The sequence below is a fragment of the Streptomyces ureilyticus genome (assembly GCF_011045025.1).
Lineage (GTDB): Bacteria > Actinomycetota > Actinomycetes > Streptomycetales > Streptomycetaceae > Streptomyces > Streptomyces ureilyticus.
This window is the reverse complement of sequence record NZ_JAAKZX010000264.1, coordinates 1-11,200: the sequence shown is the minus strand read 5'-3', so window position 1 is coordinate 11,200 and position 11,200 is coordinate 1. Positions and strand designations below refer to the sequence as shown.

Genomic DNA, 11,200 nt, shown 5'->3' with positions numbered 1-11,200 from the left:
TCCGAAGCCATGATCCACATCGCCTCGGTCGACAACCTCGCCAGGCGCATAACGGACGAGACCACCCCCACCTGGCGAGGAACTTACTAGGGCATCAAGGGCAATCTGCCTACCTCAAACGCCCTCTCAGAAGGTCATCGAAGTGCTCGAGCAAGCATTCCAGCGAGTCACAGATTCCGGAGCACGCGTGGACGGCGGCACCGGCACCGAAGCGGTGGCCGCCGCGGCTCTCGTTGCCAGCGCAATCCCGGGCAGCGGGATTGTGATCGACCCTGATGACGGACCCAGAGAACCTCTGCCGCAGCTTCCGTTGGCTCTCCGCTCGTCAGCCGTGCTCGCTCTGCAACGTGTACTCCAAGACGGATCGGAACTGCTGACCGGCTGGGTGGACAGTTCCGACGCCGCTCAGTGGCGCCACGAAGTCCAACGGATCGCGGAAGCCCGGGGACCGATTGGTCACGAGCTGTAACCGCGCCACACGAAGTGGACCAGAGCCTGACGGTGGACTCCACTTGTAGGTCAGTTCTGACTCCACCTGGTCCGTGGCGGAGCCCATTTTGTTGGTGAGAAATGACTCCACAGGGTGGCCCCGCTGTGAGGGTTGTGCCCGTGTCGGTCAGTGCTTGGGTGCCTGACGTCCGGCCCAGGCGTTGTCGGGGGTGACGTATCGCGGGAACTGTGATGTTGCGCCGTGGAGGGCCAGGAGCCGGCTGATGAAGGGCTGGTCGTAGACCAGGCGCAGTCCGTGGCCGGCCTGTTCGCAGTGTTCCTGCGCGGTGCTCAGCTCGCGCAGGACGGTGGAGTCCATGAAGGTGAGCGGCCGCAGGTCGACGATGAGCCAGGCGTCCCGGGTCTGCTGGCAGGTTCCCCGCAGCAGGATGGTGAGTTGGGGGAAGCTGGAGATGTCGAATTCTCCGCACATGCGCACCACGCGGCAGGCGGACCGGGGGACGGGCCAGGGATTGCTGATCGGGTTTCATCTCCTTGCGCGTTGCACCACGGCACGGACAGCGCGAAGAGATGAGAAACCGCACGTCGGGTGTCATGGCGGAGGCCGCCGCGTCGGCGCGGAGGCCTCGTGCCCTGTGCGGCGCGGCCCCCTGGGGCGCCACGGAGCACTCCCTCCAAGCTGCCGGGGGCATGGGCCAGTCCGGCGTCGATCTGCCCCGAGGGACGGTCCGGGCCTCAGCGGCATCCGCGGGAGTGGATGCGGGGCCCGGCGCTCGTGCTCCGCAGGCTCACTCTGCTGCGGAATGGGGCCTCTGCGACGGCGACGCCTGGCTGGCGCGGAGAGGCTACAATTACCAACATAGAGCAATTAGCTGACTACGGTGGCGAAGTTCTCGAAATTGGCATGAATGTCATTTTTCGATCACCTCTGCTGAGGGCAGGAGGAGGCTATTCCCCGCGAAGTCCTCGACTGCCGCACTGGCCCCGTGCAGGGGGCCTGCGGACTGCACCCCCAAGGGCAGGACGTGCGGCTTCCCGGATGACGGCGACGCCTCTCCGGCCGGCCGAAAAGCCACCGACGCGCCCGGCCCGGTAGGACGGGGCCGTCTTCGTCAGCCCGCGGCTGTCGCGGCGGCTTGCTGTTCGGCGCGGGCGCGGGTGGCGGCCAGCCGGTAGGAGTCGGTGCCGGTCTCGATGATGTTCCCGCCGAACGTCAGCCGGTCCACTATGGCCGCGCAGAGCCGTGGATCCGTAAAGGTTTTGGTCCAGCCTCCAAAAGATTCGTTGGAGGCGATCGCCACAGAATTCTTTTCCTCACGCTCCGTCAAAACCTGGAACAGCAGTTCCGCCCCGCGGCGGTCAAGTTCCATATAGCCGAGTTCATCAATACAAAGGAGGTCGACGCGGCCGTAGCGGGCGATGGTTTTGGCCAGCAGCTTTTCGTCGGCGGCCTCCACGAGTTCGTTGACGAGCTTGGTGGCCAGCACGTACTTCACCCGGTACTCGTGCATCGCCGCCTCCGTGCCCAGCGCGATGAGCAGGTGCGACTTGCCGGTTCCGCTGTCGCCGATCAGACACAGCGGCAGGCCCTTCTTGACCCAGTCGCACTTGGCGAGGGTGTGGATGGCGGCAGCATCGATGACGGGGTGGCGTCGAAGTCGAACTGCCGGATCGACTTCTCTCGCGGGAAGCCCGCCGCCTTGATGCGGCGCTCCGAGCGCCTGCGGGCCCGGTCGTCGCATTCGGACAGCAGCAGTTCGGCCAGGAATCCGCGATAGGTCATCTGGTCGCGGGCGGCGGCTTCGGCGAGTTCGGGGTACTGGGTGCGGATGGTGGGCAGCCGGAGCATCCGGCATGCCTGGTCCACGGCGGTGTCGGCGGCCTGTTCGGTCAGTCCGCGGTTGCGCTTGGCGGTCACGGTGCCTCTTCCTGGTATGCCTGGCCGTCGGCGGGACGCCGGCGGAATCGCAGCAGCTGGTCGTAGGCTGCCACCGACGGCAGCGGCCTGGGGTCGGGCGGCAGCGCGGCCAGGCGCCGCTCGGTCAGCGAGGTCACCGTCGCCCCGCCGTCCACCCGGCGCGGCGGAATGTCCTGGTCGGCTGGCTGTTCGGCGCCCTGGTCGGCCTCGCCCCACTTGCGGGCCTCCAGGGCGACCGCGTCGGCGGTCAGCGCGCCGGCCCGCAGCGCGGTCGCGATCCCGGCCACCACGTGCTCGTGGACCATGTGCCGGTGCAGCAGCAGGACGGAGATGAGCGCCCGGGTGCCCTCCACGTCGCCGTGGGCGGTGCAGGCCGCCTGCCACCAGGCGTCGTGGACCGGGGTGAACTTGCCCGCCGACCTGGCCTGGTCCAGCGCGGTCGCCCCGGGCAGTGCGCCGGGTTTGCGGACCAGCGCCTCCAGGTAGTGGTCCAGCTCCAGCCGGGAGCCATCCTTGGCGATCAGCCGCTCGTGGCGGGCGACCTCTTTGTGCGCGTCGTAGACCACCAGCTCGGAGGCGTGCAGCACGACCCGCACCATCCGGCCGATCAGCCGCACCGGCACCGAGTAGTGGTTGGTGCGCACGCTGACCTGGCTGTAGCGGTTCACCCGCAGCGAGGACACCAGCCCGGTCTCGAACTCCCGGAGCGCTTCAGTGCGGAGCGGCATCTCGCTGGTCGAGCGAGCGGCAAAAGCGGCGGCCGGGCCGGTCAGTGCCCATGCTCGGCCCTGGCACGGCCGGAGTGAGCGATCAGCCGACGGGGCCCGGTGACCGGGCCTGCCTACGGAACGGGCGGATCCGGCTCCGCGGCTGGAGCCTCCGGCTGGTCCTGCGAGGCTCGCATCCCCTCGCCGGCGGAGCGCAGTCCTGATCGCTGTTTCGGGCCCGGCAGCGGCTGGGATCCGAGCCGCTGCGGGTGCTGTTCGCCACGACCGCCAAGCTGATGGCCACCGAAGCGACGCCGGGTGCCTTCTGGCGGGGTCTGCGGCTGCTGGCCGTGGACGGAACCTGCTGGGACGTCGCCGACAGCGAGGCCAACGAGGCCCGCCTTCGGCCGTCCAGGCAACGGCCGCGGGACGGGCCGCAGCGCCGCGCGGGTGAATGTCGGAAGGCTCGCACCGAAAGCGGGGCTGGCATGGAATCAGTCATGGGGTGAGCATTGGCAGAGGTGTTTCGCGTCGGCTGACGCAGCAGGGATACAACCCGGCTCGGAAATGGCGAGTCCGCAGGAGCGGGTGGCACTACCCGTTGCTCGTGCTGGCCTTCTTGGGCGTGCTGATCCTGCTGTTCTTGGCCGTCACGGCCGCGGTGACTCTGGCGAAAGACGGGGACAAGGAATTCTGGTCACCCGTCAGGTGGGCCGACCGCCAATGTGGCAAGAGCGAACTCTCCTGCGACATCCTCCAGACCATCTTCATGCCGCTCCTGACCCTCGCCTTGGTCACGGTCGGGTACCTGTTGTTCCGCTTCACCCACCTACGCAGGACGTATCTCAAGAAGGCCCGCGAAGGGCCGCACAAGCTCGTGGAGACGGCAGGCGACATCTTCGGCAAGGTGGTCGGCCGCGACCAGCTCTGTCAGGTCCTCATGGAGGACCTCCGCAACCCCCGATGCCGCCGTACACACCTTGTGGCAGGGGGCGTAGGAGCGGGCAAGACGGCCCTGGTCGTGCTGCTGACGGAGCAACTCGCCCGCTGCAACGCCGTGCCCGTGCCGCTGCGGCTGCGTGGTGCCGAAACTGAGCTCGACTTCCGGCAGCTGGCATTCGAACGGTTTTGCCGTGAGATGCAGGGCCGCATTCGGTCCGAGTCCGAAGGGGAGAAGGTGTGGCGGCGACTGTGCCAGCAGGGACGGATCGTCGTCCTCGCAGATGGCCTGGACGAGGCACTGACGGGTGAGGATCTGGCGGAGGAGCGCGACACCATCATCCGGCTGGCGATCCGACAGGCCAATGACGAGGGACTGCCGCTCGTCATCACCGCACGGCCGCACAACTCGCTGAGGGGGATGGAGGCGTCCATCACCGACCTGGAGCCGCTGAGCGAGGAGGCCGCCCTGACCTACATTTCCTCCGGCAGTGCGTGGGAGGACCGGCAGCGCCTGGACTGGATCGTCGAGAAGGCCGGCATCGCCGAGGCGCCCACCTACCTGCAGATCGCCAAAGAACTACACGAGGTGGGGCTGCTGGAACGCAAGGAGGAAGAGGCCGTAGAGACGCGTGGCGGGGACCGGGCAGCGCTCCGCTTCCACCTGCTCGACACCTGGATCAACGCCCTCATCAGCGGGCGCTTCCATCCCGAACTGCCGCTCAGCCGGGAGGAACGCCGGGCGGCGATCGACTACCTGTCCGCGCTGGCGTGCGCCGGACTGTCCACAGACTCGTCCGAAGTGCCCTTCACAGACTTGGCCGACGAACAGCGCTCCTCGTGCCCCGAGATCCTCCAGGAACTGGTGAAGAGAGTGGAGGGAAGCCAACTGGACATTCGCCTTGCCGCGCACTGGGGCACCCGGATGGGGCTCGTGGAGCTCGGCGGGGAGGGGGTCCGCTTCCAGCACAGCGTGATCCAGGCCCACCTCGGGGCGCGGTTCATGAACGCCGTGATCCATCCGAACGTGCCCGAGGAACCGAGGGACGGGTCGTACTTCCCTGCTGCACTGGTGAAGCCGGGGCGGGAACTGCTGATCGCCATGGTGCTGTACTCCCGTACACCTGACGGTTCGTGCGTCCATGAAGAGGAGCACGGCGACGGGGAGGTGTGGTGCCCGGTGTCCGCCACGCGTGATCTCCTGCTGAACGCCGCCGGCCGGGCGCAGATGGTCACGGGCGGCCAGCCGCGATCCCCCGACGGACAGGTCTCCGGAGGCGAGCTTTCGAATGAGCAGCGCCTCTTCGGCCGCTTCTTGCACACCAAAGCACTCGAGCTGTACGCGGCCGCCTTGGAAATCGATAGCGTCGACGCCGAACCGCAGCAGCATCGGATCGCCATGGAGCTGGCCACTTCCTGGTCGGATCTGCGCGCACGCGACCCGCGCACCCTGCGCGTGGCGAAAGCGCTTCTGGTGTCCCGCTTCGGCGAGGCGATGCGCGACGTCGTCCGCAGACACACCCTGCAGCCCGCCTACCCGGAACTGTTCGAGATTGCGCGACTTGAGCCGTCGTACCCCATCCGCGTCGCCATCGCGCAGGAGATCGGAGCCGGTGGCGACAGCGCCTTCGAAGTACTCCAGCCCCGTCTACGCGGACCGCAGCTCGCCCAAGAACAACCGATGGAACGCGCGTCCGAATGGATGGTGGAAGTCTGGGGCAGCCAGCAGCCCGAGGCCGTCGCGGAACAGAAAAGCAGGAGACGCCGTCAGGCCGGGGGCGATGTCGCCCGCACCAAACGTGAGCAGCAGGAACGGCACGAACAGCTACGCGAGGAGCGTAGGCGGGAGGAGACGGAACGCGAGGAGGAGGAGCAGGAGTGGCGAGACAACACCATGTGCGCTTGGCTCGTTCCCCTGCTGGTGGGTTCGGTCGCCATCCACCGTCATCAGGACACCCCCTACGAGATCCTCGAAGGCTGGGTGCAGCGAGTGGGCACGGCGAAACAAGGCATCGCACCCCCCCTTGACCTCACCCTTGAAGTAGCTCTGGCCCAAGGTTTCAAGTACGCAGCCAACCGCCGCCACCGCCATCCGCACGCCCGTCCGCAGGCCCGTGAGTATCTGACCGCGCAGGCATGGGACATGATCAAACGCACCCGGTTCTGGTTCACACGCCTGACGCTGCTACACGCGCTGACCCTCTGGGACCTGCCCGACGGCGTTACGGTGACACGCCCCAGGCGCGACCACGGCTCCGATCCCGCAGAACAGGTCCGCCAATGGCTCACACGCCCGGACGGCCACCCGGAGCACCCGTTCGTCGAGGCGGCCGCCGAACTGTGCGTCTGGGCCATGCAGACCGGGCAGCCCGAACGGTTCCTGTGGATCGATGAGTCCGGCGTCGCCGGCCAGGTCGGCTCGCAGACAGCCCCACACGGCGAGGCCCGCAAACACCACCTGTGGATCCCGCCCTCCACCGGCTGGAGCGCTCTGCACCCGCGCGCCCAGCAACTCCTCGCCGACGCGCTCCTGCTGCTCAACCTCGCCGAGCGGGGCGACTGGCCCAAAGACCGATTCCGGCGCCTTCAGCACACCAACCGGCCGGACTTGCCGCCGTGCCTGACCCGGGACCGCAGCCCTCTCGACCCGGGCCGTACCGTCGTCCGTACGGCGGCCTCGCAGGCGGGTTCCAACTGCCGCGACGACTGTGCCTTCGAGCTGTGTCCCTACCCGCCCAAAGGCCTCGACAGCCACCGGGTCGAGCTGAGCGAGGCGTTCTGCCGTGCGCAGTCCACCTTGCTGTCCCGGTCGCGGTCCCTCTTCTATCCCGAAGCAAGGTGGCAGCGACGCACGGACGTCGCCGAACTCAGGCAATTCTGGGAGCGGATGGGACAGCGGGCCCAGAACAATACCCGGCCCAGATGACTCATCCTCGCCGCAGCGCTCTGCAACTCCTCCCGTACCTCGGCGGACCGGCGGACGACGGCGTGCTCCGTTCGACCGCAGCGTAAGCCGGCTTCGAGATCACTGGCCCACGACACCCACGACGACGAACGGAGAGGGAGCGATGAAATCGCAGCTCAACACGGGGCACTTGGCCTGGAAGTGGCGCTGACATCACTCGATCGGCCCAACGAGGCACCCAGGGCCAGGACACGGTCATCGCTGTGGGCGGGAGGTGGCGCCGAATGTGATGCTGTTCGACGTTATCCAGCCGTTTCCGCGTGCCAGCTGCACGTCGGGGCCGTGTGGCGGCCTTTTGACGCCAGCTTGCCGGGGCGGAGCGTCATGCCCATGCGGGGCGGCCTCGGCATCGCCCCGCATGTTTGACTGACGTTTCGGGCCTTGACCAGGTCAAGGCCCGCACGGACATAACCCGACCGGCGGGGACTTCGGCGGTCGCTGCTGATCTGCTGGCGGCCCTGACCGGCGCTGACGGTAATCTTGCGGGGCTGCCTGCTCGGCGACCGGGATCGTCAGGCTCAGCACGCTGGCGTCGTAGGGGCTACTCGTTCCTCGGCAGCCGCTTCACGTTGAGTTGAGACGGTTGTCTCACCTGGTAGGTGCCCCAGTGTTGGCCTTCCATCTGGTGGGGCGCTGTGGTCACGCCGGGCGGATGTTCTCCGCCTGCGGGCCCTTCTGGCCCTGCACGACGTCGAACTCAACTTTCTGCCCCTCCTGAAGCTCGCGGAAGCCCTGAGCGGCAATGTTGGAGTAGTGGGCGAAGACGTCAGGTCCGCCGCCCTCCTGCTCGATGAAGCCGAAACCCTTTTCGCTGTTGAACCACTTCACTGTGCCCTTGGCCATGGCATGCTCCTTCGAGGAACCCCGGGCTCGAACCCTGCAGACCCGGGAGGTGACGGTCCTGGTCCGGAGAGGCGCTGAACAGCAAGAACGCCCATGATCGTGATCACGGGCGAACGGGACTTCGGAACCACGACAGCTGGATACCGACGCTACACCGCGCGGTCGGCAGCCGCTATCGGCGCGGCCGCGGATCGATTGCGCTTTCCCCGGCTGTCGCATGGGAAACGGCGGGCCCGCCGGTGGCGGGCCAGACGCTCCTCTGCGCACGTCATCCCATGACGTCAGTGGTGGCAGGCAAGATGGCGGGCATGACCACACGAGTCCCAGTGATCGTGGATGCCTGCGCCGGACCTGCCGACGGTGCCTTCCGGCGCGTCAGGGCTTGCGGCCGATGAAGGCGAGCAAGCGAGTCTGGACGTCGGCTGTCTCCGGCACTGCGACCCGCGGGCCGTACTGCCCGCTCGCACGGAGCACGTCGTCGAGCGGCAGCATCCCGTCGAGCAACTGGGCGCATTTGGCGGGATCGAGGTGTTCGTCCTGGCCGGTAGCCCGTGCCAGGTCCCAGGTGTGCATGAAGACATCGGCGGTGTAGAACCGGTCGACCGCCTGGTCCAGTGGGATCTCACCGATGTGCGGGTTCGACAGCAGCTTGTGTGCGGTGGCCGGGTCGTCGAGGAGAGCCTGCACTCCGTCGCGGTGCATCGCCCAGGCAGCCACCGGGTCGTCGTCAACTGAGGGCCCTTTCGGCAGTTCGACTCCGGCGCCGGCTTTGAGGAACGCGGGGAACCACTCGACGAGGTGACGGACGACGTCCCGGGCGGCCCACCCCTCGCACGGCGCCGGGTTGTCCCATGCCTCTGGATCCGTGCCGTGTACGCGGTCGGTGAATACGCGTGCCACGGTGCGGTGCTCATCGGCTGCTGTTCTCGCTGCCATGATCAAGATCCTGTCTCGTTGTGCCGGTCGACGCTGTTGCTCTGTTGGCTGCCGAGCAGTTCGTCAAGCCGCTCGTGGCCTTCGCAGACGCCGTAGTCCATGCCGCTCTTGAGCATCGAATCGCGGGCTTCGATGGAGTCCATGAGCGACTTGCCGGTTACCCGGGTGCGACCACCAAGGTCCTCGAAGACGGCCGTCTCCAGGCTGACCCCGTCCGGAAAGCCCTCGTAGGTGAAGGTCTGCACGATGCGCTCGTTGGGGCGCACCTCGTGGAACACACCGTGGAAGCCGTACTCGGTTCCGTCCTCGTCGCGATGCACATAGCGATAGGAGCCACCGCTGCGTGCGTCGTACTGGTCGATCCGCATCGTGAGCCGGCGCGGGCCGAGCCACTGGACGACCAAATCGGGGTCGGTGTACGCCCGGAACACCTGCTCCGGCGGAGCGTCGAACTCTCGGATGATCACGATCGTGGGCAGATGCGGGTCGGCGACGATCCGCGTCTCGTTGCGGTGTTGCGTGTCGGTGGTGCTCATGATGCCGCCTCTTTCCCCTGGGTGTCCGTCGCCGGCTGCTCGCCCATCTGTCCAAGGAGGGCGTCGAGTCGGAGGAAACGGTCCTCCGCCTTGCGCCGATATCGCTCGATCCACTTGGTCATCAGGTCGAAGACCTCTGCCTCGAGGTGGCAGGGCCGCCGCTGGGCGTCTCTGCTGCGACTGACCAGACCAGCGTCCTCCAGGACCTTGATGTGCTTGGACACGGCCTGCACCGTGACCTCGTACGGCTCGGCCAGTTCGTTGACCGTGGCGTCCCCGGCGGCGAGCCGGGCCACGATGTCGCGCCGAGTGGGGTCGGCCAGCGCGGAGAACACCAGCGACAGTCGGTCGTCGGCCACTTCGCACCTCTCATATTCAACCACTTGGTTAAATACCTTACGCCCGAGGTTCCGGCTCGTCAACCAATCGGTTGAATAGCAGTGTGCCGTCCGCACGGCGAGAGGCATCCGCTGCCGGGCGTCAGCCGACCGTGCCGTCGCCGGGCACGGCGTCCTGCGCAGGAAGTGTGCAAGGAGGCAGCCGACGGGAGTCAGGATCCACCGGTTTGCAGCGCGCTGTGGTACAACTCATGCGCCCGAAGGAAGAGGGGGAACCTCCGCCATGCCGGGCCACGTCCTCGGCGGCCGGCATGCTCAGCGCTCACCTGGTGTTTGAAAGGGGTGAGGCCGAGCGAATCCGGCGAGCCCTGGACAGGACCGAAGTCCGTCATCGCCATCCTGGAGGGCATTCACGGACTGCGCGTCGCCATCGGTGACGTGGAGGACTACTCCTGCCCGGTCGCCGGGGTGTCGGTCTTCCAGTCCACCGCCTTCGTCGCCAGCTCGCCGGTCCACTGCCTGCCGGTGCGCTCGTTCAGCTTCGACTACGACGACGCGTACGCCATCGACCGGGTCGGCCTGTACCTGTCCCGCCAGGGTGGCCTCATCACGTGGAGCGTCCCGGAGTTCCTTACCGCTCTGGGCGCTCGCGTTCCTCTGCCCCGGCTGCGTACTCAGCTGCGCGACCACCTTCGCCAGGCACAACGCTCGGCGCCGTCAAAGAAGGCCTGACCGGACACCTGGATAGGCTCGCCCTGCCCGAAGCACCCCGATGCGGGCGCCGGTCTGGGCGCTTCCCAGGCACGACCCCCCTACGTGTCCTCGCGCGGGTGATCGGACTGGTGCTGACGCGCGCGAGGGGCACGGCTTGTGCGGGGTGGTCGGTCAGGAGGTGAACCATTTGGCGTCGTCGGCTACATCCGCCAGATAGGCGTCCACGCCGCTGCGTGCCGCCTTGTCCGCTTCGAGCACGAAGGCCATGGGGTAGTCGAACGGGGACCTGAGGATGGTGGCGGCGGCCTCGGGGGTGAGGCGGGCCGACATAGCTGCTACCGCGGGTCGGGGCCCGTGTGCTTTGAGTGCGGCCAGGGTTTCCGGCGTGGGGGTGTGGGCCATGTGAGGTGACCCCCGGAGTGTGGACACAGGGGTTCATGCGGCGAGTGAGAGTTTAGCTGTCCTGTGGTGCTGCTGTTCGAACTCCATCGGGGAGAGGTAGGACAGTGCACTGTGCCGGCGTCGGGCGTTGTAGTAGGTGAGCCACGCGAAAATCTCCAGCCTGGCCTGGCTCATCGTCGGGAACAGCTTCGTGTGCATCGTCTCCCTCTTCAGGCCCTGCCAGAAACTCTCGGCCAGGGCGTTGTCATAGCTCGAGCCGACCTTGCCCATGCTCCTGCGGACGCCGTACCGGTCGCAGACCTGGGCGAACGCGGTCGAGGTGTACTGGGCGAGTTCAACCAGTCGTTGCAACACCGGGCTGTTGCAGCGAGCGTAGCTGCTCTTCGAAGACCTCGGCGGGTGTCCGCCAGCCGAGGGTCTTGCGGGGCCGGTTGTTGATCGCCATGGCGACG

General features: G+C 67.4%; 10 protein-coding genes and 3 pseudogenes. 4 read left to right on the top strand and 9 right to left on the bottom strand.

The features are described from left to right. Together G6048_RS42725 and G6048_RS42720 are read left to right on the top strand one after the other, a co-directional pair. A pseudogene (locus G6048_RS42725) lies at positions 1–90 on the top strand (IS5/IS1182 family transposase); the annotation flags it as partial. A gap of 13 nt (positions 91–103) precedes the next feature. Next, positions 104–469 carry a DUF4259 domain-containing protein gene (locus G6048_RS42720; RefSeq protein WP_165344999.1) on the top strand — a complete coding sequence of 122 codons (366 nt, stop codon included), beginning with the start codon at positions 104–106 and terminating at the stop codon, positions 467–469. 147 nt (positions 470–616) lie between these two features. Here G6048_RS42720 and G6048_RS42715 read toward each other — a convergent pair whose 3' ends face one another. The 3 genes and pseudogenes from G6048_RS42715 to G6048_RS42705 all read right to left on the bottom strand — a co-directional run bounded on the left by G6048_RS42715 (position 617) and on the right by G6048_RS42705 (position 3,096). Continuing rightward, complete coding sequence (locus G6048_RS42715) at positions 617–928, bottom strand: STAS domain-containing protein (protein ID WP_328828629.1); 312 nt, start codon at positions 926–928, stop codon at positions 617–619. Positions 929–1,562: 634 nt separating this feature from the next. After that, a pseudogene (gene istB / locus G6048_RS42710) lies at positions 1,563–2,368 on the bottom strand (IS21-like element helper ATPase IstB). Continuing rightward, entirely contained in the window at positions 2,365–3,096 is a 732-nt protein-coding gene (locus G6048_RS42705; RefSeq protein ID WP_235991017.1) for a Mu transposase domain-containing protein, read from the bottom strand. Before G6048_RS42705 ends, istB begins: the two are co-directional and overlap by 4 nt. Positions 3,097–3,682: 586 nt before the next feature. On the opposite strand from G6048_RS42705, the gene G6048_RS42700 reads away from it, so the two are divergent. Further along, the gene (locus tag G6048_RS42700; protein ID WP_328828623.1) at positions 3,683–6,940 is read left to right on the top strand and encodes an NACHT domain-containing protein; all 3,258 of its coding nucleotides are present in this window, start codon (positions 3,683–3,685) and stop codon (positions 6,938–6,940) included. Positions 6,941–7,618: 678 nt separating this feature from the next. On the opposite strand, the gene G6048_RS42695 is transcribed toward G6048_RS42700, so the two are convergent. The 4 genes from G6048_RS42695 to G6048_RS42680 all read right to left on the bottom strand — a co-directional run bounded on the left by G6048_RS42695 (position 7,619) and on the right by G6048_RS42680 (position 9,653). Further along, the gene (locus G6048_RS42695; RefSeq protein ID WP_033318262.1) at positions 7,619–7,822 is read right to left on the bottom strand and encodes a cold-shock protein; all 204 of its coding nucleotides are present in this window, start codon (positions 7,820–7,822) and stop codon (positions 7,619–7,621) included. 375 nt (positions 7,823–8,197) lie between these two features. Beyond that, positions 8,198–8,758 (bottom strand): TIGR03086 family metal-binding protein, encoded by a 561-nt coding sequence (locus tag G6048_RS50505; RefSeq protein WP_165344996.1) that lies wholly within the window; start codon positions 8,756–8,758, stop codon positions 8,198–8,200. 2 nt (positions 8,759–8,760) lie between these two features. Next, a complete protein-coding gene (locus G6048_RS50500; protein ID WP_165344995.1) occupies positions 8,761–9,294 on the bottom strand; it encodes an SRPBCC family protein in 534 nt (177 codons plus the stop codon). After that, on the bottom strand, positions 9,291–9,653 hold the full coding sequence (locus G6048_RS42680) for an ArsR/SmtB family transcription factor (protein WP_328828619.1): 363 nt from the start codon (positions 9,651–9,653) through the stop codon (positions 9,291–9,293). The genes G6048_RS50500 and G6048_RS42680 overlap by 4 nt, the downstream gene beginning before the upstream one ends. 321 nt (positions 9,654–9,974) lie before the next feature. On the opposite strand from G6048_RS42680, the gene G6048_RS48965 reads away from it, so the two are divergent. After that, entirely contained in the window at positions 9,975–10,364 is a 390-nt protein-coding gene (locus tag G6048_RS48965) for a hypothetical protein (RefSeq protein WP_206342825.1), read from the top strand. Positions 10,365–10,517: 153 nt separating this feature from the next. Here G6048_RS48965 and G6048_RS42670 read toward each other — a convergent pair whose 3' ends face one another. Both G6048_RS42670 and G6048_RS42665 read right to left on the bottom strand, forming a co-directional pair. Then, positions 10,518–10,748 carry a hypothetical protein gene (locus G6048_RS42670; RefSeq protein WP_165344993.1) on the bottom strand — a complete coding sequence of 77 codons (231 nt, stop codon included), beginning with the start codon at positions 10,746–10,748 and terminating at the stop codon, positions 10,518–10,520. 33 nt (positions 10,749–10,781) lie between these two features. Continuing rightward, a pseudogene (locus G6048_RS42665) lies at positions 10,782–11,078 on the bottom strand (integrase core domain-containing protein); the annotation flags it as partial. Between the last annotated feature and the right edge of the window lie 122 nt (positions 11,079–11,200).